The sequence below is a fragment of the Streptomyces eurythermus genome (genome assembly GCF_014649115.1).
GTDB classification, from domain to species: Bacteria; Actinomycetota; Actinomycetes; order Streptomycetales; family Streptomycetaceae; genus Streptomyces; species Streptomyces eurythermus.
In genome coordinates this window covers 378,872-404,048 of record NZ_BMSK01000006.1, presented here as the reverse complement: position 1 = coordinate 404,048, position 25,177 = coordinate 378,872, and the positions used below count along the sequence as shown (strand labels likewise).

Annotated in this window: 14 protein-coding genes; 2 read left to right on the top strand and 12 right to left on the bottom strand. The window is 75.0% G+C overall.

The genetic code is table 11. From position 1 onward, the window contains the following. The first annotated feature begins 30 nt into the window (after positions 1–30). Positions 31–972, top strand: a complete 942-nt coding sequence (locus IE251_RS14415; protein ID WP_189753304.1) for an ADP-ribosylglycohydrolase family protein — start codon at positions 31–33, stop codon at positions 970–972. Between the two features lie 120 nt (positions 973–1,092). On the opposite strand, the gene IE251_RS14410 is transcribed toward IE251_RS14415, so the two are convergent. From IE251_RS14410 to IE251_RS14355, 12 genes are all read right to left on the bottom strand, one after another. Then, the gene (locus IE251_RS14410) at positions 1,093–1,521 is read right to left on the bottom strand and encodes an OsmC family peroxiredoxin (protein WP_189753303.1); all 429 of its coding nucleotides are present in this window, start codon (positions 1,519–1,521) and stop codon (positions 1,093–1,095) included. Positions 1,522–1,609: 88 nt separating this feature from the next. After that, positions 1,610–2,389, bottom strand: a complete 780-nt coding sequence (locus IE251_RS14405; RefSeq protein WP_030776524.1) for an ABC transporter permease — start codon at positions 2,387–2,389, stop codon at positions 1,610–1,612. Continuing rightward, complete coding sequence (locus tag IE251_RS14400) at positions 2,389–3,279, bottom strand: ABC transporter ATP-binding protein (protein WP_189753302.1); 891 nt, start codon at positions 3,277–3,279, stop codon at positions 2,389–2,391. Before IE251_RS14400 ends, IE251_RS14405 begins: the two co-directional genes overlap by 1 nt. A gap of 68 nt (positions 3,280–3,347) precedes the next feature. Further along, complete coding sequence (locus tag IE251_RS14395; RefSeq protein WP_189753301.1) at positions 3,348–5,042, bottom strand: AMP-binding protein; 1,695 nt, start codon at positions 5,040–5,042, stop codon at positions 3,348–3,350. After that, a complete protein-coding gene (locus IE251_RS14390; RefSeq protein ID WP_189753300.1) occupies positions 5,039–5,938 on the bottom strand; it encodes a 3-hydroxyacyl-CoA dehydrogenase family protein in 900 nt (299 codons plus the stop codon). The genes IE251_RS14395 and IE251_RS14390 overlap by 4 nt, the downstream gene beginning before the upstream one ends. Then, a complete protein-coding gene (locus IE251_RS14385; RefSeq protein WP_189753299.1) occupies positions 5,935–12,612 on the bottom strand; it encodes a non-ribosomal peptide synthetase in 6,678 nt (2,225 codons plus the stop codon). The genes IE251_RS14390 and IE251_RS14385 overlap by 4 nt, the downstream gene beginning before the upstream one ends. Before the next feature lie 335 nt (positions 12,613–12,947). After that, on the bottom strand, positions 12,948–16,217 hold the full coding sequence (locus IE251_RS14380; protein ID WP_189753298.1) for a non-ribosomal peptide synthetase: 3,270 nt from the start codon (positions 16,215–16,217) through the stop codon (positions 12,948–12,950). A gap of 5 nt (positions 16,218–16,222) precedes the next feature. After that, positions 16,223–19,837: a non-ribosomal peptide synthetase gene (locus tag IE251_RS14375; RefSeq protein WP_189753297.1), complete on the bottom strand. Its 3,615-nt coding sequence runs from the start codon at positions 19,835–19,837 to the stop codon at positions 16,223–16,225. After that, positions 19,834–20,928 (bottom strand): HAD-IIIC family phosphatase, encoded by a 1,095-nt coding sequence (locus IE251_RS14370; protein WP_189753296.1) that lies wholly within the window; start codon positions 20,926–20,928, stop codon positions 19,834–19,836. The genes IE251_RS14375 and IE251_RS14370 overlap by 4 nt, the downstream gene beginning before the upstream one ends. A gap of 84 nt (positions 20,929–21,012) precedes the next feature. Next, positions 21,013–22,230, bottom strand: a complete 1,218-nt coding sequence (locus tag IE251_RS14365; protein WP_189753295.1) for a 3-oxoacyl-ACP synthase — start codon at positions 22,228–22,230, stop codon at positions 21,013–21,015. Continuing rightward, positions 22,227–23,390 carry an acyl-CoA dehydrogenase family protein gene (locus IE251_RS14360; RefSeq protein WP_229896755.1) on the bottom strand — a complete coding sequence of 388 codons (1,164 nt, stop codon included), beginning with the start codon at positions 23,388–23,390 and terminating at the stop codon, positions 22,227–22,229. Before IE251_RS14360 ends, IE251_RS14365 begins: the two co-directional genes overlap by 4 nt. Further along, positions 23,387–23,695, bottom strand: a complete 309-nt coding sequence (locus IE251_RS14355) for an acyl carrier protein (protein WP_189753294.1) — start codon at positions 23,693–23,695, stop codon at positions 23,387–23,389. Before IE251_RS14355 ends, IE251_RS14360 begins: the two co-directional genes overlap by 4 nt. A gap of 245 nt (positions 23,696–23,940) precedes the next feature. On the opposite strand from IE251_RS14355, the gene IE251_RS14350 reads away from it, so the two are divergent. Beyond that, a complete protein-coding gene (locus tag IE251_RS14350) occupies positions 23,941–25,074 on the top strand; it encodes an acyl-CoA dehydrogenase family protein (RefSeq protein WP_229896754.1) in 1,134 nt (377 codons plus the stop codon). Positions 25,075–25,177 lie beyond the last annotated feature (103 nt).

Below are 25,177 nucleotides of genomic sequence, written 5' to 3'. Positions count from 1 at the left end.
GCTGCCGTGTGGCGCCGATAGCCTGCGCGGATGGAAGAGCGTACGGGGCGAGTCATCGCGACGGTCGTCGGCGCGGCGGTGGGCGACGCGCTGGGAGCCCCTTTCGAGTTCGGTCCCCCGGGTGCGTTCTCCGCCCGGTTCCCGGAGCCGGGGTGCGGTGGAGAGATGTGCGGAGGCGGCGGCTGGGAGCCGGGCGAAGCCACGGACGACACGCAGATGGCCGTACTTGTCGCGGAGTCACTCCTGCGGCAGGGCGGACTGGACCTGCCCGACATCTTCGCCCGTTTCCAGCGGTGGGCCGCGGCCGACCCCAAAGACATCGGGCTGCAGACCGAGGACGTGCTGACGAACGGCATGCCGTGGGATCTGGCCGCCGCGCTTCACTTCCGGGTCAACCGGCGGGCGGCCGGCAACGGCGCGTTGATGAGGGCCTCGACCTCCGCGGTCTGCTTCGCGCGTGCTGGTCGGGCGGCCACGATGGATGCCGCCCGGCGTATCGCCGCCCTTACCCATGGCGACCGCGCCGCCTGGGAAGGCACCGCCATATTCCACGAACTCGTCCGCCTCGCGCTGGAGGGTGCCGACCCGCTCGCCGCCCTTCCCGGTGTGCTGGCCGCCGTTCATCCCGACCACCGCCGGCGATACGGCGTCGTTCTCGCCGCCGACTGGCATCCCGAGCGGGCCACCGAGTTCAACGGCGCGGTCTGGCCCTGCCTGGGCACGGCGGTCTGGGCCCTGCGCACCACGGCCACCTTCGAGGACGCCCTGCGCGCGGCCGTCGACGTCGGCGGGGACACGGACACCGTCGCCGCGGTCACCGGAGGGCTCGCGGGCGCGTATTACGGATGGGAAGCGATTCCCGCGCGCTGGACCGAGCCCTTGCACGTACCCCTGCCGGGGTTCGACGGGCGGGTGCTGCGATCGGCGGATCTCATCGAACTCGCACAGCGCCTCGGGACCGGCCTGAAGTGACGCGCGAGCGGTGGCTTGGGCGCACCCCTCGTCGTACAGGCCATGCCTCCCGCCGCAAGCCCGGCGGCCACGGTGTGTTCCGTGGCCGCCGAGTGTGTGTTCCGCGTCGCGCGGGGACGGTCAGGCGAGGGACGCGTCCAGGGTGATCTCCTTGATGCCGGAGAGGGCCATGGTGACCGGGCAGTTGGTCTTCGCGGTCTCGGCGGCCTCGCGGAAGTCCTCCTCCGAGATGCCGGGGACGGTCGCGCGGACCGTGAGGGCCAGCCGGGTCAGGCCCGCGCCGAGTTCGAAGGTGACCTCCGCCTTGGTGTCCACGGACTCCAGGGTGTGGCCCTTGCTCTCCAGCGTGTGGGTGAGGGACATGTTGTAGCAGGCGCACTGGGCCGCCGCGATCAGCTCCTCGGGGCTGGTCCGGCCGGCCGGCTCCTCGGCGCGGCTCGGCCAGCTCACCTCGTGGGTGGCGGCGTTGGAGGAGACGAGGGTGACCGTGCCCCGGCCGTCCTGGAGGGTGCCTTCCCAGTGGGAACCGGCGGTACGGATGACTGCCATGGTGAACCTTTCGCTATGGGTTGTGCGAGTGGAGACGGGGGGCGTGGAGCGCCCCCGGCGGACGCCGGACGCCTGTCGTCCGGCGTCCTCAGGCGGCGACGCGTTCCTGTTCCGTCAGTGACAGGCGGCGTGCCGACAGGGCGATGAGCACGACGGCCGCGCCCAGCAACACCGCGGCATTGGGTACCACGTCCGCCAGGCCGTCCCCGGCGCCGAGGACGCCGGACAGGCCGTCCACCGCCCAGTACTGGGGGGTGACGTAGGCGACCGCCTGGGTCCAGCCGGGCAGGGAGTCCACCGGCAGGAAGGCGCCGCCGATCACCCCGCCCACGATGCCGACCAGGTTGGTCAGCGCGCTGATCTGCTGGCTGGACCCGCAGTGGGCGACCAGGAACAGGGCGATCGCCATGATGACGGCCACCACCGCGACGATCATGAGCACGAGCCCGGCCACGGAGCCGCGCAGGTGCAGATCCAGGACGAGCCAGCCGAAGGCGAGCATCAGCAGGATCTGGAGCGTGGAGACCGCGGCGTAGGGCGCGGTCTTGCCCAGCAGCACCTCCGCGGAACGGGCGGACGAGGCCCGCAGCCGCTGCCAGGTACCCCAACCGCGTTCCAGGAAGAAGCCGTTGCCCATGAAGCCGGTCATGAAGAAGGCGAACATGACGGTGAAGCCGGGCACGGCGAAGTCGGCGCCGCTCATGGAGGCACCCGCGTCGAAGCTCTCGCGGACCACCGGGGCGAGCCCGTCCGCCATGATGCCCATCATCACCGCGGGGGTGACGATCAGGAGCATGACGACGGCCTGGTCCTTCCAGAGCATGCGCCACTCGTTGCCGCCGATGACGGCCAGCCGGTCGAGCCGCATCACGCCACCTCCTCGACGAGCCCCGCCGGTTCCTCCCCGGTCAGGGCCCAGAACGCGGTCTCCAGGGAGGCCGGCAGCACGTTGACGGACTTCAGTTCGGGGGCGCCGGCGCCGGTGTCGAGCCGGGCCAGCAGGGCGGGCAGTTCGGCCGCCGGGTCGGAGACCTCGTGCCGCTGCCGGGTGCCGTCGCCGAAGGCGAACTCGACGGCGGACTTGGCGTGCCGGGCGATGGTCTCGGCGACGGTGCCGTCGGCGAGCACCCGGCCCCGGTGGATGATCACGACCCGGTCGCAGATGCTCTCCACCTCGGCGAGGTAGTGACTGGAGAACAGCACCGCGGCGCCGCTGTCCCGCGCCGCCCGGACCACCAGCTCCAGCATGTGGGTGCGGGTGCGGACGTCGAGGCCGACGGTGGCCTCGTCCAGGAGCAGCAGGCGGGGGCGGGCCATGAGGGCGACCGCGACATGGGCGCGGCGCGCCTCGCCGCCGGAGAGGACGCCCGCGAGCCGTCCGGCCTGCTCGGTCAGGCCCAGGAGGCCGATCAGCTCGTCCGCCCGCGCGTCGGCGTCGTGGCGGCTCGCCCCGGTGAGCCGGCCGAAGAACCGCAGGTTCTCCCGCACGGTCAGCCTCGGGTACAGGGCGGTGTCCTGGGCGGCGAACCCGATGTGGGCGCGGGCCCGCTCCGGGTGCGCGCGCACGTCGTGGCCGTCCACCGTGACGGTGCCCGAGTCGGGTGTGACCAGGCCGACGATCGTCTCCAGTGTGGTCGATTTCCCGGCGCCGTTGACTCCCAGCAGCCCTACGATCTCACCGGCCGCCACATGGAAGGACACACCGTCGACGGCGGTCACCTCGCCGTAGCGCTTGACTAAGTCGATGACTTCGAGCACTTCACTCCTCTCGCACACGGACCCGATGTCACTTCGAGCGCCTGCCGCCACCCGGTCGTCCGCCCCGTTCACACGGCGGCGGATCCCTGGCGGTGGAGCGTCACCAGTTCGCCGCGCTCGTACAGGTCGGCGCACCCGGAACGCCGGAGCTTGCCGCTGGACGTTCTCGGCAGCGTGCGCATGCGGACGAGGAGCACATCGGCGGGGGCGATGCCGAACTCCCGCACGATCAGCGCCGTCACCTCGCGGGCGAGGGCCCGGTGGTCCTCGGGGGACGCGGGGCGTACCTCCTGGGCGACGACCAGTTCCTCGCCCTCCGCGGTGCGCGCCCCGAAGGCCGCGCACTCGCCCTCGTGGGCGCCGGGCAGGGTGCGCACGACGCGTTCCACGTCCAGGGCGTTGAGGTTGCGGCCGCGGGCGATCACCACGTCCTTCAGCCGCCCGGTGACGTACAGTTCGCCGTCGTGCAGGAAGCCGAGGTCGCCGGTGCGCAGGGCACCGCCGGGGAACGCCGCCGCGGTGGCCTCGGGGTCGTCCAGGTACCCCAGCGCCACGCTGCGCCCCGACACCTGGATCTCACCGATCACGTCGGAGCCGACGGTCGTTCCGTGCTCGTCCACGATGCTCACTTCCTGATTGCCGGCAGGCGTGCCACACGATACTGCGGTCACCACCGGGCCGTCAGAGGTACTCCCGGTCGGCCGGACGGGGCCGCGTACGCCGTCCGGGCGGCGCACGGTGAGGGTGCGCAGCGGCTGTCCGTCCGGTACCGCCGTGACGGTGAGCGTGTTCTCGGCCAGGCCGTACCCCACGCGCACCGCGCGGTCGTGCAGACCGTGGGGGGCGAGCAGTTTCTGGAACGCCTCGACCGTCTCGGGCACGACGGGGTCGGAGCCGACGACGACGGTGCGCAGGCCGGACAGGTCCAGGCCGTCGAGGTGTTCGGCGGGTTCGGCGGCGAAGCGCCGGTTGAACAGGGCGAGGCCGAAGTTGGGCGATCCGGTGACCGTGGCGGCGTTCCGCTGTGCCGCGCGCAGCCAGCCCAGCGGGGAGCGGATGAACGCCTGAGGGGGCATCAGCACCAGGCTGCCGCCGGACAGCAGCGAGCTGAGCAGGCCGCCGATCAGGCCGAAGTCGTGGTAGAGCGGCAGCCAGGAGCAGAAGGGCCGGCCGGGGCCGAGGCCGAACCGCTCGGCGAACACGGCGGTGTTGTCGAGCACTCCGGCGTGGGTGACCTGGACGCCCTTGGGGACGCGGGTGCTGCCGGAGGTGAACTGGAGCAGGGCGACCGGGCCCGCCGCCTCGGGTGCGTCGGGCCGGTCGGGGACCGGTTCGGGCCGGTCCGGGACGAGCGGCAGGAACGGGTGCGCGGCGGCGCCGTCGAGCGCGCCGGCGAACTCGCGGTCGGTCAGGCCGAGCCGGGAGGCGCAGCGTTCGGTGACGCCGCGCACGTGCTCCTGGTAGGCGGCGCCCTGGCGGCGGCCCATCGGCGGGGCGACCATGGCCGGGGTCATTCCGGCCAGCAGGGTGCCGAAGAACGCGGCGACGGCGGCGAGGCCGGAGTCGAACACCAGCGGCACCCGGTCGCCGGGCCGGGCGCCGGCCTCGCGCAGCAGCCGGCCGGCTCCGGCCGCGTGCCCGGCCAGTTCGGCGAGGGTGACGGTGCGGTCGCCGTCGGGTTCCACCAGGGTGAGGAAGGGGTGGTCGGGCCGGTCGTGGACCGCGTCGAGGAATGCCTCGGCGAGGGTGGGTTCGCGGCTCATCGGGCGCCTCCCCGGGCCCCGGCCGCCGTGTGGGTGAAGAAGCCGCGCCCGGCCTTGCGGCCGGTCTCGCCGCGCTCCACCATCCCCACCAGCAGGTCGCAGGGGGTGAACTTGGGGTCGCCGGTGTGTTCGCGCAGGACGTGCAGGGTGTCCACGATGACGTCCCAGCCGATGAGGTCGCCGGTCTCCAGCGGGCCCATGGGGTGGCCGAAGCAGTCCCGGAAGATCCGGTCGACGGTCCGGGCGTCCGCGGTGCCCTCCTGGACGACCTGGGCGGCCTCGTTGCAGGTGAGCATGAGCACCCGGTTGGTGACGAAGCCGGGGCCGTCGGCGACGTGGATGCCCTTCTTGCCGGTCATCTCCAGCAGCCGCTCCGCCTGGCGCAGGGCCACCTCGCCGGTCCTGGGGCCGCGGACGACCTCCACGGTGTCCTTCAGCGGGGCGGGGTTCATGAAGTGCATGCCCAGGACCTGTCCGGGGCGGCGGGTGCGGTCGGCCAGGCGGTCGACGGGGATCGCCGAGGTGTTGGTGGCGAACACCGTGTCCTCGGGGCAGGCCTTGTCGAGCTGTTCGAAGATGCGTTCCTTGACGTCCGTGCGCTCGGGGCCGCACTCCACGACGAACCACGCGGTGTCCAGGTCGCCGTAGTCGGTGGTCCACCGGATGAGTGCCGCCGGGTCCGTCCCGGGGGCCGGCGCCGTACCGCCCCCGGAGCCGCGCAGCAGGCGGCTCAGCCGCAGTCCGTCCGCGACGCGGCGGCGCGCGCCGTCCAGGGCCTCCCGGCCGGGGTCGACCACCACCACGGGGTGGCCCGCCTGGGCGACGCACTGGGCTATCCCGGCGCCCATGACCCCGGCGCCGACGATCCCCACGGGCCGCTGGGTTTCCTGGCTCACTGTCCTCCTCCAACCGTCCTGGATCCTGCGCTGCCTGTGCCGCCGTGCCCGGTCGTCTCCCGTTCGCGCGCGCGGTGCGCGGCGAGCCGCTCGGCCAGGGCGGCGCGGTGCTCGGTGAGCATCGTGAAGTGGTCGCCCGGCACCTCCACCACGGTCAGCCGGCCGCGCACCCGCTCGCGCAGCGCCGCCAGTCCCTGGTCCGTCAGTCGTCCGCCGGTGGCGCGTACGGCCGTCAGGTCGCCGGGGTAGTCGGGCACCTCCCAGGCGGCGAAGGCCGCGTCGTTGGCGCGCAGGACGCGCAGCAGCCGCCGTACCTCCGGGTGGCCGGTGCCGGGTGGCAGCGCCCCGAGGTCGCGGGCCGTGGCGACGGCCTTCTCCAGGGGGGTGCCCGGCAGGCGGGCGTGCAGTTCCCGGGCGGTGTCCGGCGGGGTGAACGGGGCCAGCAGACCGGCCAGCAGTGCGGCGTCGTCGTCCGAGTGGCGGGGCACGGTGGCGGTCAGGTCGGTGTCGAGCAGCAGGACGGGTGCGACCCGCTCGCCCGCCTCAAGGAGCCGCACGCCCATCTCGTAGGCGATGGCGCCGCCGAAGGACCAGCCCGCGAGGTGGTAGGGGCCGGTGGGCTGGATCTCGCGTATCCCGGCGAGGTAGCGCTCGGCCATCGCCGCCACGGTGCGGTCGGGTTCCGTGTGCTCGGCGAGGCCGTGGGACTGCACGCCCCACAGCGGGCGGTCCCCGGCGAGCGCGTCGGCGAGTGGCTGGTAGACGAGGACGTTGCCGCCGGAGGGGTGGACGCAGAACAGCGGTTCGCCGTCGCCCCGCTCGCGGATGGGTACGAGGCAGCGGGGGGCGGCCGGGTCCGGGCCGGAGCGCAGCAGGGCGGCCAGGTCGCGGACCGTGGGGTGCTCGAAGAGGGTGGCGAGCGGCAGGGTGCGGCCGGTCAGTTCCCGGACGCGGCTCATCAGCCGGACGGCGAGCAGGGAGTGGCCGCCGGACTCGAAGAACCCGTCGTCCACGCCGATCCCGCCGTGTCCCAGCACGGTCCGGAACAGGGCGAGCAGGTCCGCTTCCAGGGCGTCGGCGGGTGTGGCCGCCGGGGGGCCGGCGGGGGCGGGCGCTCCTTCGCCGGCGAGTTCACGGCCGAGGGCCAACAGCCGCCGGCGGTCGGCCTTGCCGTGCGGGGTCAGCGGCAGCGCGGGCAGCAGGGTGAGCGCGGCGGGCACCATGTAGGGCGGCAGCCGGTCGGCGAGCCGGGCGCGCAGTTCCTCGCCGGTGCCGGCCGGATCGGCGCCGGGTACGGCGAAGGCGCGCAGCACGCCGCCGTCGGTGTCCGTGTCCAGCACCACGGCGGCGTCCTTGGCGCCGCAGGCCCGCAGCGCCTCCTCGATCTCCTCCAGTTCGATGCGGTAGCCGCGGTGCTTGACCTGGTTGTCGGCGCGGCCGACGAAGGCCAGCGATCCGTCGGACCGGCGGCGTACGAGGTCTCCGGTGCGGTAGGCGCGCTCGGTGGTGCCGGGCACGGTGACGAACCGGCGCTCGGTCAGCTCGGGCCGGCCGAGGTAGCCCCGGGCCACCTGGGCGCCGCCGATGTACAGCTCGCCGGGGACGCCGGGCGGCACGGGGCGGCCCTGTTCGTCGAGCACCCACAGCCGGGTGCCGGGCAGCGGGTGCCCGATGGCGGGGCGGGAGCCGTCGGGCACGCAGTCGCCCATGGTGACGCAGACGGTGGCCTCGGTCGGCCCGTAGGCGTTGACGACCCGGCACCGGCCCGCCCAGCGGCGTACCAGCTCGGGCGGCACCGGTTCGCCGCCGAGCACCATGAGCCGCAGCGCGGGCGGGTCGGCGTCCTCGGGCAGGGAGGCGGCGACGGACGGCGGCAGCATCACGGTGTGCACCCGGTGCCGGGTCATGGCCGCGGCCAGGTCGTCGCCCACGAGTACGGTGCGGTGGTCGGGCACGCAGAGGACGGCGCCGGCGGCGAGGGCGGTGAAGACCTCCCAGATCCAGGCGTCGAAGGTGGGCGCGGCGAACTGCAGGACGCGTTCGCCGGGCCGCAGTTCCCACTCCTCGCGGGTGGCGCGCACCAGGGTGGCCGCGCCGCGGTGCTCGACCAGTACGCCCTTGGGCCGTCCGGTGGAGCCGGAGGTGAAGATGACGTAGGCCGGGTCGCCGGGCGCGGCCGGGTCCGCCGGGGGCTCCGCGGTCCGCGGCGGCCGCCCGGCGAGGTGGACGACGGGTCCGGTCCAGGACGGTGGTGCCTCGCCGTCGGTGATCAGGGCGCGCGGGCGGGCGTCGGTGAGCATGGCGGCGGTTCGGGTGTCCGGCTGGCGCGGGTCGAGCGGCAGGTGGACGGCGCCGAGCCGGAGGACGCCGAGCGCCGCCGCGACCATGTGCGCCGAGCGGGGCAGGCGTACGGCGACGATGTCACCGGGTGCGACTCCGGCGGCGGCCAGCCGGGCGGCGGTGTCGGCCGACCACAGGTCGAGGTCGCCGTAGGTGAAGGTGGCCTCGTCCAGCGCCACGGCGGGCGCGTCGGGGGTACGCCGCGCCTGGTCGAGGACGAGGGCGTGCAGGGTGGTGTCGGGCGCGCCGGACAGGGGCGGGGTGTACAGGGGGGCGGCGGACGTCCCGTCCGTCAGCGGGAGTGCCAGGGCCTCGCCCTCGGGGTCGGCGGCCACCGCGCGCAGCAGGGCCAGGAAGGCGTCACCGATGGCGGCGGCGGTCTCCCGGTCGAAGAGCTGCGTGCTGTACTCCAGGCCGACCGGCAGGTCGTCGTGCCCGTCCCGCTCCCACACGCAGAAGGTCAGGTCGAACTTGGCGGTGCCGGGCGCCAGTCCGTTGTGGACGATGGTGCGGTCCTCGGCCTCGAAGGAGCTGAGTTCCAGCCCCGGCATCCGGCCCTGGACGACGGGGATGGTCTGGTGCAGCAGGACCACGTCGAACAGCGGGTTGCGGCTCAGGTCCCGCGCCGGTGCGACCGCCTCGACGACCTTCTCGAAGGGCACCTCGGCGTGTTCCATGGCGTCGAGCACCACCCGGCGGGCCTCGCGCAGCACCTCGGTGAACCGCTGGCCGTCGGCCAGCCGGGTACGCAGGGCCACGGTGTTGTTGAAGAAGCCGATCAGGCCCCGGGTCTCGGGCCGGTCGCGGCCGGCGGTCGGGGAGCCCACGACGATGTCGCGTCCGCCGGTGAGCCGGGCGAGCAGCACGTCGAGCGCGGTGAGCAGCACCATGAACAGGGTGGCCCGCTCCCGTCTGCCGGTCTCGCGCAGCGCCGCGGCGACCGGTGCGGGGATGGTGAAGGTGTGCAGGCCGCCGCCGAAGTCCTTGCGGCGCGGGCGGGGCCGGTCGGCGGGCAGGTCGAGCACGGGCGCGTCGCGCAGCACCGTGCGCCAGTGGTCGAGTTCCCGGCGCAGTACGTCCCCGGTCAGCCACTGGCGCTGCCAGTGCGCGTAGTCGGTGTAGCGCACCGGCAGCGGGTCGAGGCGCGGGGCGCGGCGCTCGACGCGCGCGGTGTAGAACTCGGTGAGTTCCCGGTCGAGGATGCCCGGGCTCCAGCCGTCGTCCACGGCGTGGTGGACGTTGAGGCACAGCACGTGGTCCTGGGGTCCGTAGGTGACGATCAGGGCGCGTGTCAGCGGGCCGTGTTCCAGGTCGAACGGGGCGGTGGCCTCCTCCTCGACCAGGCGGCGGGCGGCGGCGAGCGGATCGGGTTCGCCGCGGACGTCCACGAACCGGCCGAGGCCGGGCAGCGACGGCGCGATGCGCAGTTCGGGACGGCCGTCACGGGCCGGGAGATACGACCGCATGATCTCGTGCCGCTCCACCAGGTCGTGCAGGGCCCCGCGCAGCGCCTCGACGTCGAGGGTGCCGTGCAGGTGGACGCGGGTGGGGATGTTGTACAGCGGGCTGCCGGGTTCCAACTGCTGGTGGTACCAGAGGCGTTCCTGGCCGAAGGACAGCACCGTGGCGTCGGTGCGGGTGATGGGGGGCGGGGCGGTGGGGGCGCCGACGGGGGCGAGGTGTGGTTGGGGCTGGGGTTGCGGCTGCTGTGGCTCTTGGGGCTCCTGTGGCTCTGTGCCGGTGGTGTGCGGCGGCAAGGCGGTGGGCCGGTGCCGCGTGGGCTCCGTCCTCGGCAGTCCCGCGCGGTCGGCGACGTACGCGGCGAGGTCGGCCAGGGTGGGGTGGTCGTAGAGGTCGATGAGCTTCAGCGTGACGCCGAACTCGCGGTCGAGGGCGCTGATCACCTCCAGGGCGGTGATGGAGTTGCCGCCGAGCTCGAAGTAGTCGTCACCGTCGGCGACTTCCCCGGCGTGCAGGGCGTCGGTCCAGGCCCGGCGGACCCGGTCGACGACGCTCTCGCCGTCGGGCGCGGGGGCGTAGGCGGAGACGGAAGGGCCCACGGGCACGGGAGCTTCGGCGGGCGTGGCCGGGGACGGGGCGGGCTGTTCCGGCGCGGGGGCGGGCCGGAGCGCGGGCGACGCCTCCGGCCGGGGGGCCGCGCCCGGCCACAGCTCCTCCCAGCGCAGGTACTCGCCCTCCGGCCGGACCCAGCAGCGCTCCTCCTGGAACGGGTAGCCGGGCAGCGGGGTGCGCCGGGCGCCCTCGGGCCGGGGCCAGTCGATGTCCACGCCGAGCGCGTACAGCTCGGCGACCGCGCGGGCCACGGCGTCCGGTCCGCTGCCCACGGTGACGAGTGCGGCGCCGGGACGCTCGGCGAGCCGGGCGGTGACGGCGCGGGCCAGCTCGCCGTCCTCGCCCAGGGCGACGAAGACCGGCGGTCGCTCCGCCGTGAACAGCGGGTCCAGCGCGGCCCGTAGGCGCTCGCCGTCCGGGGCCGGGCCGATCCCGTCCGCCGCGGCCAGCGCGGCGCCGGCCTCCTCCCGGGTCGCTTCGCCGTCGATCACCCGGGCGGCCCAGCGCCCGACGCCGGAACTGAGCAGGCTCGTCACGGTGATGCCGTATCCGGACAGCCGGCGGTGGGCGTCGAGCTGCCGGTCCAGCACGCGGGCCGCCGTCCCCTCCGGCGTGCGCTCCTGCTCGGGTACGTCCTGAGCGGGGTCCGCGACGGTGATGTCCCGGGAGAGCAGCAGATGGACGCCGTCGCGGGCCGGTGCCGGAGCGGCGCCCGCGCCCTGGCCCTGCCGGGTGCGCAGCGCCGCGAGGGCCAGGGCACCCGCGAGTTCCTCGGTGGTCCGGGCGACCAGGCCGACCCGGTGGTCGTGGTGGTCGCGGCCCGTGGTGAGGGTGAGGACGGTGCCGGCGAGCGGAGGACGGGTGGTGTCCAGGGCGGCGGCCAGGCGCTCGCAGGTCTCGGCCAGCGTGCGCGGGTTCCGGGCGGACACCCCAACGGCCAGGGGCGCGTCCAGGTGGGTGCGCGCCCCCCTCTCCTCCGCCGGTCGCGAGGGCGCCGCCGGTCTCGGGGGCGGGGCCTGCTCGATGACCAGGTGGGCGTTGGACCCCACGAGGCTGAAGGAGCTGATCCCGGCGCGGCGCGGCCGGCCGTCCGGCTCGGTCCACGTCCGGGCCCGGGTGACCACCTCCACACCGTGCTCGGCGGGGTCCTGCCCCTGGGGCGGGGCCGTGTAGTGCAGGGACGGGTACAGCTCGCCGTGACGGACCGACAGCAGTGCCTTGACGAGTCCAGCGATGCCCGCGGCGTGGTCGAGGTGGCCGATGTTGGTCTTCACCGAGCCGATCGGCAGCGGTGCTCCCGGCGCCTGGCCGCGGGCCAGCGCGATCCCGCGCAGCTCGACGGCGTCGCCGAGCCGGGTGCCCGAACCGTGGGCCTCCAGGTATCCGGCGTCGCCCGGCTCCAGGCCCGCCCGGCGCCAGGCGCGGCGGATCACCTCGGCCTGGGCGGCCGGGGACGGGGTGCCCATGGCTCCGGTGCGCGGGCCGTTGTGGGCGACGGCGCCGCCCTTGACGACGGCGTAGACGTGGTCGCCGTCGCGCAGCGCCCGTTCCAGCGTGGTGAGCAGCAGGACGGCGCCGCCTTCGCCGTCGCCCGTACCGTCGGCGGAGGCGTCGAAGGCGCGGCAGCGGGCGTCCGGGGAGAGGATCTCGGGGAAGTGCGCGTGGGCGTCGCGCGGCTCGTGCAGCACCTTCAGGCTGACCCCGCCGGCCAGCGCGTACTCCGCCTCCCCGTCGGCCAGTTCGCGGCAGGCCTGGAGGACGGCGACCAGGGAGCCGTTGCAGCCGGTGTCCATCGCGTACGACGGCCCGGTCAGGCCGAGCACCTGGGAGACGCGTCCGGGCAGGCCCGCGGGCAGGTTGCCGAGCAGGCTGAGCGTGTCGGGCCGGGGCACCAGCCGGAAGTAGTCGGCGCGCGGGGCGCTGAGGACGACGGCGGTCGGGGTGCCGCGCAGCGACGCGGGGCTGTGCCCGGCGTCCTCCATGGCGTGCCAGGCGAGCTGGAGGGCGAGGCGGTGCTGCGGGTCGAGCACTTCGGCCTCGCGCCGGGAGAGCCCGAAGAACCGGTGGTCGAAGGTGTCGACGCGGTCCAGGTGGGCGAGTTCCGCGTAGTCGCGGTGCGGGTCGATGCCGCTGGTGCGGATCCGCTCCGGGGACAGCGGCCGGACGCTGTCGTGGCCCCGGCGCAGGTTGTCCCGGAAGGCGTCCAGGGTGGGCGCGTCGGGGAAGCGGACGGCGACCCCGATGATCGCGACGTCGTTCATGGCTGCGACGGTCTCCTTGCGGGTCGTCTGGGGACCCGGGGCACGGCCCCGGGTCGTGGCTCCGGTCGGGGGCGCGGGGTCCGGCCACCTGGCCGAGGGCCCGGACGGGAAGCCGGGATCGGGCGGGGATGCGGGAACGGGCGGGCGTACGGGATCGGGCTGGGGTGCGAGACCGGGCTGGGGTGCGAGACCGGGCAGGCGTACGAGATCGGGCTGGGGTGCGAGACCGGGCAGGCGTACGAGATCGGGCGGCGATGCGGAGTCCAGGTGCCCGGCCGTGGGACCGGGCGCGGGCGCGGGGCCGGGGCGCCCGGCTCGCGCGGGAGGCCGGTCCGTCACAGCTCCACCCTCCGCGACCCGGCACCATCCGATCCCGCACCGTCCGGCCCGGCCGGTGTCGTGCGTGCTCGCCGCTCCACCGCCTCGGCCTGGGCCGCCACCGTGGTCAGGTCGAACAGCTCGGCCAGCCGCAGCGCCCCCGGCCAACGGCTCTCCAACCGTTCGTACAGGGCGACGAGTTTGAGGGAGTCACCGCCGGAGGCGAAGAAGTCGGCGTCGGTCCCCGGGCCGGGACGGCCCAGTACCTCGGCCCACAGGGCGGCGACGGCGCGCTGGGCGTCGGTGCGCGGCGGGCCGTCGCCCGGTGCGGGGCGCCGTACCGCCGGCTCGGGCAGGGCGGCGAAGTCGGTCTTGCCGTTCCGGGTGAGCGGGATCCGGTCCAGGGCGACCACGGCGGCGGGCACCATCGCCTGCGGGAGCCGGGCGCGCAGATGGGCGAGCAGCTCGGCCTCGTCGCAGCCGGCGGGGACCGCGTAGGCGATCAGTTCGGTGATGCCGGCGGGCCCGGTCCGCGGGGCGACGACGGCCTGCCGTACCCATGGGTGCTCCTCCAGGGCCCGCTCCACCTGGGCGGGCTCCACCCGGGCGCCGCGCACCTTCACCTGGCGGTCGAGGCGGCCGAGGAACTCCAGTACCCCGTCGGTGCGGCGCCGGGCCAGGTCCCCGGTGCGGTAGGCACGTCCGCCGGCGGCGGGGGCGTCGGTGAACCGCTCCCGGGTCAGTTCCGGCTGTCCCAGGTAGCCGCGGGCGACGCCGGTGCCGCCGATCCACAGCTCGCCGGGCACGCCCGGCGGGCAGGGGCGGCCCCGCTCGTCGAGGACCTGGACGACCGCGCCGGCGACGGGCCGGCCGATGGGCACCGCGGCCTGTTCCGGGTCGGGGCCGGCGTGGTGGGTGGCGTACACGGTGGCCTCGGTGGGCCCGTACAGGTTGTGCACCCGGGCGTCGGTGGCGCGGGCCAACTCCCGTACCAGCGGCCCGGTGAGGGGTTCGCCGGCCAGGATCAGGGCGCGCAGGCCGCGCAGCCCGGCGGCGGTGTCGCGGTCGGCGAGCAGCAGCCGGGCGGCCGAGGGCGTGACCTGGAGGTGGGTGGGCGCGAAGCGGCGCAGTTCGGCGGCGAGTCCCGGGCGCCCGACGCCGGCGGCGGACACCGCCACCGTGGCACCCCGGGTGAGCGGCCACAGGAGTTCCGCCAGGCACACGTCGAAGGTGACGCTGGAGGTGGCGAGCCAGGTGTCGCCGGGGCCGATGGGGTCCACCTCGTCCATCACGGCCATCAGTCCGGCGAGCGACCGGTGTTCGATCATCACGCCCTTGGGCCGTCCGGTGGAGCCGGAGGTGTACAGCACGTAGGCGAGGTGGCCGGGTTCCGGCACCGCGATCGGCTCCGGTGTCCCGGGCGGCGGCTCCTCGGCGTCCAGCAGGAGCGTACGCAGGCCGTCCCGGGGCAGTGCGGGCCGCGCGTCGGTGGTGGTGACGGCGAGCCGGGCGCCGCTGTCGGCGCACACCCGCGCCAGGTGGGCGGGCGGGTGGCCGGGGTCGACGGGGACGAAGGCCGATCCGGAGGCGAGTACGGCGAGCAGGGCGACGGGCAGGTCGGCGGAGCGCGGTACGGCGACGACGACGGGCCGTTCGGGGCCCGCGCCGAGTGCCCGGAGCCGGGCGGCCAGCCGGCGCACGCGCTCCGTCAGTCGCGCGTAGGTCACCCGGGTGCCGCCGCAGGCGACCGCGACGGCGTCCGGGGTGCGCCGGGCCCAGTGCGCGATCTGTCCGGTGACCGGCGGCTGCGCTGCCACGCAGGTGCCGGTGGCGAGCCTTGCCGTCTCGCGTTCCTCCTCGGGGGTGAGCAGGGGCAGCTCGGCGAGCGGGCGGTCGGGGGCGGCGAGCGCGGCGGTGAGCAGGGTGCGGAAGTGGCCGAGCAGCCGCTCGACCCGGTCGGGGTCGAACAGGGCGGTGCGGTACTCCACCGACAGGGCGGCGTCGTCGGCGTCCTCGGTGAAGTAGTACGACAGGTCGTAGCGCGCGGTGGGGAACGGCGGGCGCAGTTCGCGCACGGCCGGCCCGGTGTCGTCCGCGCGGGGGCCGCCGGCGCGCTCGTGGCCGACCAGCACCCGGAACAGCGGGGTGTCCGCGCCCCGGGGCACGTCGGCGGCCCGCACGATCTCGTCGAACGGCAGGTCGCCGTGGGCGACGGCGTCGGCCACGGCCCGTCCGGTGCGCCGCAGCGCCTCCCGGAAGGTCGTCTCCCCCGGCAGGTCGACGCGTACGGGCACGGTGTTCACCAGCATGCCGACGACCTCGGCGAGCGCGGGGTCGTCGCGCCGGGAGACGGGCATGCCGACGCACACGTCCCGCTGTCCGGTGAGGCGGTGCAGCAGCGCGCAGACGGCGGCGAGCAGCCCGGTGGCGCTGCCGACACCCTCCGCGCGGCACAGTGCGCGCAGGGCGGCGAGCCGGGCGCCGCCGAGCGCGGTGTGGCGGACGGCCCCTTCGTGGTCCGGGGCCGCGGGCCGCTCCCGGTCGGTGGGCAGCGCGAGCGGGCTGAGGCCGGCCAGCGCGCTCTTCCAGTGCGCCAGCAGCCGTTCGCGCTCCGGGACGAGCCGCTCCTCCTGCCAGGCGGCCCAGTCCGCGAACCCGGGACCGTCCGGGGGCGGGGCGGCCGGCTCGCCGCGCCGCACCCGGGCGTACTCGTCGAGCAGCCCGTCGACGAGGACGGCGACGGAGGCGCCGTCGCAGACGGTGTGGTGGACGGTGAGCACCAGCACGTGCCGGTCCGCGCCGGTGCGCAGCAGCAGCGCCCGCAGCAGCGGGGGCCGGGCCAGCACGAAGGGCCGCCGGAACTCCCGCTCGGCGCGCGCCAGCGCCCGGGCGGTGGGGCCGGGGCGGCCGCCGGAATCCTCGTCAGCCAGAGCGGCGGGGCCGGGATCACCTCCGAGGTCCTCGTCAGCCAGAGCGGTCGGACCGAGGCCACCGCCGAGGTCCTCGTAGGCCAGTTCGGCGCGCACCTGGTCCGGGCCGAGGACGACCTGGAGCAGACGGCCGTCCTGGCGCAGCAGGCCGGTGCGCAGGGCCTCGTGCCGGGCCACCAGCCGGGTGAGGGCGGCGGCGAGCGCTTCCCGGTCCACGGGCCCGGTGAGCTCCAGCACGCACGGCACCGCGTAGAGGGCGCGCTCGGGGTCGAGTTGCTCCTCGAACCACAGCCGTTCCTGGGCGGAGGTGGCGGGCAGCACCTCGGCGGCCGCCTCCCGGGCGGGTGCGGAGTCCACGGGGCTCACCTGTCCTCTGCCGCCAGTACGGTGCCGTCGGCGCCGATCCTGACGGTGGTACGGGCCGCCGTGCGGCGCGTTGGGACCGTCGTCGGCGCCGCCCGGCCGGACTGTTCCAGCAGCCGGGCGACGGCGGCCACGGTCGGCTGCCGGAACACCTCGGACAGGGCGAGCGCGGCGCCGTGCCGCCGCCGCAGGGTGGCCACCATGCGGGTGAGCAGCAGGGAGTGTCCGCCGCGTTCGAAGAAGTCGTCGTCGGCGCCGATGTCGTCCGTCTCCAGCAGTTCGCGCCACACGGCGGCGACGGACCGCTCCGCGTCGGTGCGCGGGGCGGTCCGGGTGCCGCCCGCGCCGGCGGCGGCCAGGGGCACCCGGGCCAGGGCCGCGAGGTCGGGCTTGCCGTTGGGGGTGAGCGGCAGGGTGTCGACGACGGCGTAGTGGCCGGGGCAGGCGGGTTCCGGCAGGGCACGGCGGGCGATCGCCGCGGCCTGCCGCGGGTCGGGGTCGGCGCCCGGTTCGCGCACGAGGTAGGCCACCAGGCCCTCGGCGGCTCCGCGCGGGTCGGCGACCACCAGGGCCCGGCGCACGCCCGGGGTGGCGGCCAGCACCGTTTCCACCTCCTGCGGTTCCACCCGCAGCCCGCGCACCTGGAGCTGGCGGTCCACCCGGCCGAGGAGCACCAGGTCGCCGCTGTCGAGGAGCACCGCCCGGTCACCGGTGCGGTACATCCGTTCGCCGGGCGCTCCGGCGACGGTGTCGGGCAGGTAGCGCCGGGCGGTCTCGTCGGGCCGGCCCAGGTATCCGGCGGTCACGCCCGCGCCGGCCACCCACAGTTCGCCGGGGGTGCCCCGCGGCACCGGACGCAGGTCCTCGCCGAGCACATACAGGCGGGTGTTGCGCAGCGGGCGGCCGATGGGCACCTGCTGTTCGTCGGTCCGGCCGGCCGGGTCGCCGGTGAACAGGGCGCTGTCCACGGTGGCCTCGGCCAGGCCGTAGGAGTTGGCGAGGACGGCGTCCGGGGCCATGCGGCGCAGCAGGCGGCGGTGGGCGCCGGCCGGCCAGGCGTCGGAGCCGACGGCGAGGGCGCGCAGGAACGACAGGTCGGCGTCCTGTTCCTCCAGGTGTTCGAGCAGTCCCTGGAGGACGACGGGCACGAACTCGGCGAAGCCGATCCGGTTCTCCCGCAGCAGCCGCAGCAGTGCGGGCGGGTCGAGCAGCGCGTCCTGCGGGCAGAGCACCAGGCAGGCCCCGGAGCACAGCGCGCGCACCAGGTCGGCGTGGAAGACGTCGAAGGACGAGCCGGCCATCTGCAGGTGGGCGCGGACCTGGTCGAGGTGGTAGGCGGCGCTCCAGGCGCGGAAGTTGTTCAGCAGCGCGCGGTGGGTGACGGCGACGCCCTTGGGCCGTCCGGTCGAGCCGGAGGTGAACACGACGTAGGCGGTGCGGTCCGCCTCCTCGCCGGGCGGACCGGGCAGATGGTCACCGGTGCCGCCGATGCGGTCGGTGTCGCTGGTGCCATCGGCGCCGTCGGTGTCGCCGGTGCGGTCGGTGTCCCTGGGTGGCGGTGCCGCGGGGAGGAAGCGGGCCGCGTCGGCGAGTTCCGGTACGAGGCCCGGGTCGCCGACGACGAGCCGGCAGCCGGACTCGGTGAGCATGGCCCGCAGTCGTTCGGCCGGGTAGCGCGGGTCGAGGGTGAGATGGGCGCCGCCCGCCTTCCACACCGCGAGGGCGGCCGTGACCAGGCTCGCGGACTTCGGCAGGAGCAGGCCGACCACGGTGCCGGGGCGTACGCCCTCCCGGCGCAGGGTGTGGGCGAGTGCCTGTGCGCGGGTGTCGAGTGCGCCGTAGGTCAGCTCCTCGTGCCCGTCGCGGACGGCGGGGTCGTCCGGGTGCCTGGCGGCGTGGTCCTCGACGAGCCGGTGGGCGGCGAGGTCGTCCAGGGGTTCGGCCGGCCCGGTCAGGACCGAGGGCGGCGCGGCGGACGCGGCGGCGGGCAGGGTGGCGGCGAGGGGCTGGTCCGGGTCCCGGGCCCAGGCGCCGAGCAGCCGGGCGTAGTCGGCGGCGAACTCCTCGGCCCAGTGGCGGCTGAAGCGCGAGGCCTCGTACTCCAGCGCGCACAGCACCCGTTCGCCGCGGTCCTCGACGGTGAGGGTGAGGTCGAACTTGGCCTCCTCGCCGGCCGCCTCGACGGTGTTGAGGGACACCGGCCGGCCGTCGAGCGAGGACACGGTGACCCCGGGCAGATCGAGCAGGTCGATGGGCAGGCTGTGCATGTCGAACATGACCTGGAACAGGGGGTTGCGTCCGGGCACCCGGGGCGGGTTGACGGCGCGCACGATCTCGCTGAACGGCTCCTGGTGGTCGCGCACGCCCAGTACCGCGGCCCGGACGCGGTCGACGGTCTGGCGCACGGTGGGTGTGCCCGACAGGTCGGCGCGGACCACGGCGGTGTTCACGAACAGCCCGATGAGCTGCTGGTAGGCGTGGGTGACGCGGCCGGTCACGGGCGTGCCGGCCACCAGGTCGGCGCCGGCGCCGCGGGCCCGCAGCAGGGCGAGGAATCCGGCGAGGAGCGTGGTGTAGAGGGTGTTGCCCTCGCCGACGGAGAACTCCTTCAGCCGGGCGACGAGGTCGGTCGGCAGGTCGAAGCCGTGGGTGCCGGCGTGCGGGGCGGCGCCGTCGGTGTCGCCGGGCAGGTCGATGCGCGGTGGTGCCCCCTCCAGGTAGCGCTGCCACCAGGCCAGACGGGACCTGCGCAGCACCGAGCCGCGGCGCTGGGCCCGGGCGAAGGCGTCGTAGCCCTCCTCCAGGCGGGGCAGCGCGGCCAGGGGGTCGGTGCCCTCGCGGTGCGCGCGGTAGGCGGTGGTCAGCTCGCGCAGCAGTACGGCCGTGGACCAGGCGTCGAAGGCGATGTGGTGCATCGCCAGCAGCAGGACGTGCTCGTCGTCGGCGGTGCGCAGCAGCCGGGCCCGCAGCGGCAGGCCCGCGCCGAGGTCGAACGGGGTGTGGCGGTCCTCCTCGGCGGCGGCCCGGACCGCCTGCTCGCGGTCCGCGCGGTCACGCAGGTCGGTGACGGGCAGCGGGAAGGGGGCGGGCGGGGGCATGGTCTCGGCGACGGGTTCGCCGTCCGGGCCTTCCGCGTAGCGGGTGCGCAGCGGGTGGTGGCGGGTGACGACGGCGGCGAACGCGGCCTGGAGGGCGGGCGGGTCCAGCGGTCCGCGCAGGCGCAGCCCGCAGGAGAGCAGGTAGCCCGAGGAGTCCTCGGCCAGCTGGTACAGGAACCACAGTCTGCGTTCACCGTCGGACAGTTCGCGCCGGCCGCCGGCGGTCGCGGCGCCGCCCGGCTCCGGTTCCGCCCGGCCGGTGCCGTCCGCGCGCAGTTGCTCGGCGATGCCCTCGGCCGCCTCGGCGACGGTCTCGCGGTCGAGCAGCAGCCATGGGTCGAGGCGTGCGCCCAGGCGTTTTTCCAGCCGGGCGGCGAGTTCCAGGGCCCGCAGCGAGTCCAGGCCGAGGCCCACCAGGGTGTCGTCGTCGCCGATCTCGTCGTCCGCGCGGCCGACGGCCTCGGCCACGGTGCGGCGCACCAGCTCGGTCAGCTCGGCGGTGTCGATCTCGCTCACGTGGTGCTCCCCTCCCCTTCCTCGGTGCCGGCCGGGCCCGCCGGGTCCGTGTCCTCGTCGATGATCCGCACGTGCGGGGAGCCGGCCTCGCCGCGGTCCGGGCGGTGTTCGAGCAGCATCCGGTCGCCGTCACGCACGACCGGGACGAAGCCGGCGAAGCCGAGCGTGACGAGCGTGATCCGGTTGTGCGCGGTGGAGACGAACTCGGCGCGCGGCACCCGGCCGGCGGCGCGGGCCCGCTCCACGATGTGTCCGATCAGGACCCGGCCCATGCCCCGGGAGAGCACGCGGCAGGACATGAGCAGCAGCCGCAGCCGCTGTTCGCCGTCCAGCAGGTCGCTGACGGCCAGCCCGATGGTGCCGTAGGAGCCGAACCGGTCGGTGAGCCGGGCGACCAGCACCTCGTGCCGGGGTGAGGCGGCGAGGTCCCGCAGTTCCTCCAGGGAGAAGGTCAGGCCCGTGCTGTTGAGCTGGTGGGTGCGCACCGTCAGTTCGTGGGCGCGCTCCAGGTCGCCGGGGCGGGCGCGGCGCACGGTCAGGGTCAGCCTGAGGGAGGCGAGGAACTCCGCCGGGGAGCCGCTCGTGGACTCCTCGGCGGCCCTGCGGCGCTGCTCGGCCTGGTACATGGCGCGGCGCTGGCGGGACTCGGGGGTGACGAACGGCGGCCGGAAGTCGTCCAGGTCGGGCAGGACGCCCACCTGGTCGGCCGGGTAGCAGCGCACCGTGGGGTGGGCCGCGGCGACCTCGCCGCGTTCGAAGGCATCGTTGTCGATGAAGGCGAGGGTGTCGATGCCGATGCCGAGGGTCTCGGCCACGGCGGCCACGGCGTCGGATTTCGCGCCCCAGCCGATCTCCAGGGCGACGAAGCGGTCCGCCAGACCGCATTCCTTCAGCCAGCGTTCGGCGACGTCGCGCTCGCCCCGGCTGGCCACCGCGTGCAGGATGCCGCGGCTGTCGAGGGTGTCCAGGGTGCGCAGGGCGGCGGCGAACGGCCTGGGCCGGTCGCCTTCGAGCACCACCCCGTCCCACAGGGTGTCGTCCAGGTCCCACACCAGGCATTTGACGGTGGGAAGGCCAACGGCCGCGGTCATCTGCGTCCTTCCGGTTCGGTGGCGCGGGGCGGCCCCGGGCGGACGGCCCGGGGCGCGGGCCGTCGTACCGGCGGGTCCCCGTGCTCAGTCGGGCAGCCGCTCCACGAGCGCGGTGCACCAGGCGGCGACGGGGCTGCTGTTCATCACCAGCACCTTGCCGCCGGCGGGCACGGACGGAGCCAGGCTCTCCAGGTTCATCAGCACGTCCGCCGGGCCGAGATGGCCGTGGCCGGCCAGGTTGTCGCGGCAGACGTCGGCGATCTTCAGTCCCAGGGCGTCCTGCCAGAAGGCGAACGCGCCCATGGACAGGTTCTGCATGACCACGGCGGCCAGTTCGTCCTGTGTGGTCGCGCACCGCCGCAGCAGTTCGGCGTTGAGGTCTCGCAGCCGGTTGCGGCTTTCGATGGCGAGCTGGAAGGAGTACGCGTTCTCGTCCGCGCACTCCTCGGCCCACCGCTCGGGCGGCAGCTCGCGGTAGCGGATGCGGAACAGATCGGCGTAGCGGCCGTCGCTGCGCAGCTCCTGGCCGAGCAGCCGGTAACGGGCGGTCCGGCCGGCCGCGGGGCGCGGGGCTCGGCCGGCGGTGTCGTCGCCGGGGGTGTACGGGCCACCACTCCCCCTGGTGTACGGGGTACCGCCCACGACGGACGGGCCACTCCCGTTGGTGTACGGGGCGGCTCCGACGGTGTCACCGTCCGAGGGGTACGGCGCACCGCCGCCGGTGGCGCCGCCCGCGATGGACAGCGCGCCGCCGCTGTCGTCGTCGCCCGTGGTGAGCAGGAAAGCGGCGCCGCAGTCGCCCAGGACCGTCATCGGCGGGCGGTACCGGGCGGTGGCCGCGGCCCGCACGCCCATCGCGACGAGGATGCGCCCGGGTCCGCCCCGGCCGCGCAGCAGCGCGGCGCCGATCTCGATGGCGGCGCTGCTGGACACACACCCCAGGTCGCCGACGCCGAGGGTCAGCGCGCGGGTGGCGCCGATCCGGTGCTGGAGCCGGGTGGCCTCGGAGGCCATGAGGTATTCCGGGGCCCGGCCCTGCACGAGCAGCAGCCCGTCCAGGTCGGCGGGGTCGGTGCCGGAGTCGGCGAGCGCGCCCAGCGCGGCGCGCTCGGCGAGGTCGGTCTCGGTCAGTCCGCCGGCGACGCGCACCCGGTCGATGCCGAGCGCGAGCAACTGCCGGTCGCGTGCCTCGGGCAGGGTGGCCCGCTCGGGCAGGTCGGTGACGGCCAGGGTGTGTTCGGGGTGCCAGAAGTGGACGGGCCCGATGCGTATCCCGGCCCGCGTGCCGGCGTACGCGCTCATCGTGCCGCCTCGTTCCCGGCCGGGTTCCGCCCGGGGGCGGTCCGGGCCCGGCGTCCGCCCAGGACGTGCTCGGCGACCCGCAGCAGGGCCACCTCGTCGGCGCCCTCGATGATCTGCATGACCTTGGCGTCCCGGAAGAACCGCTGGGCCAGGCTGTCGGGTGCGCATCCGGCGGCGCCCTGGAGCTGCACCGCGTCCTGGCTGACCAAGGCCGCCGCGCGGGCGGCGGCGTATTTCGCGGCGAACGTCGCCGAGGCCGCGTCCGGGGCGCGGTGGTCGCGCAGCCGGGCCGCCCGCTCGGCCAGCGCCCGGGCCGATTCCGCGGCCAGGTGCATCTCGGCGATCTTCGCCCGGACCAGCTCGTGTTCAGCGAGCGCGACACCGTTCTGACGGCGGGTCAGCACATGGCCGGCGGCCTCGTCGAGGCACGCGCCCGCCATGCCGACGCATCCCCAGGCGACCGTGAACCTGCCGTGGTCCAGTGCCGTGCCGATCACGTGGGAGAGGCCGAACCCCGGTGGCGCGACCAGGTTTCCGGCCGGCACCTCCACGTCCCGGAGCCGGATGTGCGCGATCCGGGCGCCGCGCAGCCCGAGCTGGCCGGAGACCGGTTCCCGTTCCACTCCGGGGCGGTCGGTCTCAACCAGGACGGCGGTCGGGCGGTCGCCGTCGCGGCCCAGGACCAGCAGGACGTCGGCCCACTCGCCGTAGGTCACCCAGAGCTTGTGTCCGCTGATCCGCAGCCGGTCGCCGTCGCGCTCGATGGTGGTCCGGACGGCGTTCAGGTCGCTTCCCGCGTCCGCCTCGGTGACGGCGAGGCCCGCGATCCGCTCGCCCGAGGCCAGGGCGGGCAGCCAGGTGTGCCGCTGTTCCTCGGTGCCCCAGCGCAGCACGGCGGCGGCCACCATGGTCTGCACGGTGAGCAGGCTGCGCAGCGAGGTGCACACGGCGCCGAGCGCGGCGGTCAGTTCGCCGAGCTGGAGTGCGGAGCGGGCGGAGCCGCCGTAGCCGGCGGGCAGGTCGGCGCCGAGGAGACCGGCCTTGGCCATCCGCTCCGCCATGTCCCGGGGCGGTCCTCCGGCCGTGTCCCACTCCGCCGCGGCCTGCCGGATCCCTTCGGTGAAGTCGTTCGGTTCGGTGCGGGGCAGGCGCTCGGTCACCGCCCGCCCCCGCCCGGGGCCGCGGCGGCGGCCCCCGGTGTGCCACCCTGTTCACGGGAAGAACGTTTCGCCAGGACGAAGTCGACAATCCTGGTCACCGACCGGAAGTTGTCCAGATCGAGGTCTTCCACCTCGACCGCTATCCCATACTGACCTTCGAGGAAGGCGACGAGTTCCAGAGCGCCCAGCGAGTTGAGATAACCCCCGGCGAAAAGATCGTCGTCCGGGCCGCGGACACTCTCTCGTGCGACAGTTTCGAGAAACTGCAACAGATCCCGCTCGATCACGGCTGCGGAAGACGGCATAACCGATCACCCCCGTATCTCGACCAGAGACGGCGGCACTGTAACAACCGTGATCGGGCGCCACAACGTCCCCTGCCGACCACCGGGTTCTTTCGGCCAGGCGTGACTGGTCGCCAACTCGCTTGGGAATGGCGGTGTTTGATGGTGTGGTCGATGTCCGTGGCCGGAGGCGTGCGGCCGCTCGGCCTGCAACGCCGTGGCCGACGGCCCCGAGACCGGCGGACCTTGGAGGAGTGGCACACAACGTGGCTCAGAACGTTCGCCGCTGGATGACCGATGACGTACTTGCGGTCCGTGAACTCGCCCGTTCCTTCTTCACCGACGAGGCCGTGCCCCGGCGGGCCGAATGGGAGCGCCGGGGCGGTGTGGAGAAGGACTTCTGGCGCAAGGCGGGCTCACTGGGCCTGCTCGGCGCCTCCGTGGCCGAGCGGTACGGGGGCGGTGGCGGGACCCTCGCCCACGATCTGGTGATCTTCCAGGAGCAGGTGCGGGTGGGCGAGCACGGTTTCGGGAACTCCATGCACAGCGGGGTGGTGGCCCAGTACATCGAGCAGTACGGCACTCCGGAGCAGAAGCTCCGCTGGCTGCCCGGGATGTGCTCGGGCGACCTGGTCGGCGCACTGGCCCTCACCGAGCCCGACGCCGGGTCCGATCTGCGCGGGATCCGCACGACGGCGGTGCGCGGGGACGACGGCTACCGGGTCGACGGCAGCAAGATGTTCATCACCAACGGCTCCAGTGCCGATCTGATCGTCACCGCGGTCCGCACCGACCCGGGCGCCGGGACCCGCGGCATGTCGCTGCTGGTGGTGGAGGCCGATCGCACCCCCGGGCTGCGGCGGGGCCGGCGGCTGGCCAAACTCGGCCAGCACACCTCCGACACCGCGCCGCTGTACTTCCAGGACGCGCTGGTGCCGGCGGAGAACCTGCTCGGCCGGGAGGGCGCCGGATTCCTCATGCTCATGCGGCAGTTGCCGCGCGAACGGCTGATCATCGCGGCCGAGGCGGTGGCGGCGGCACGGCGCGCGGTGGACGTGACGCTGGACCGGGCCCGGGAGGCCGGGCTCTTCGCACAGCAGCACGTCCGCTTCGAGATCGCCCGCTGCGCGACGCAGGCGCGGGTGGCCGAGTCCTTCCTCGACGACTGCGTGGAGCAGGCACTGAACGGGGAGCTGGACACGGCGACGGCGTCGATGGCGAAGATCTGGTGCACGGAGACGACGGGCCACATCATCGACCGCTGCCTGGACGCCCTCGGGGAAACCGCCGCACACGACCCGGAGTTCCCGCTCGTGCGGATGCGTGACGATCTGCGGGTGCAGCGGATCTACGGAGGGACGAACGAGGTCATGCTGGAGATGGTGGCGAGTTCCTTGTGACCGGAGGACGGCGAACGGCGCGAGCGCCCGGGTGGTCTTCGTCGCCCCGGGCAGACGGAAGGTGGCGGGGGACGCCTCGACCGCGTACGCGTCCCCTTCGAGG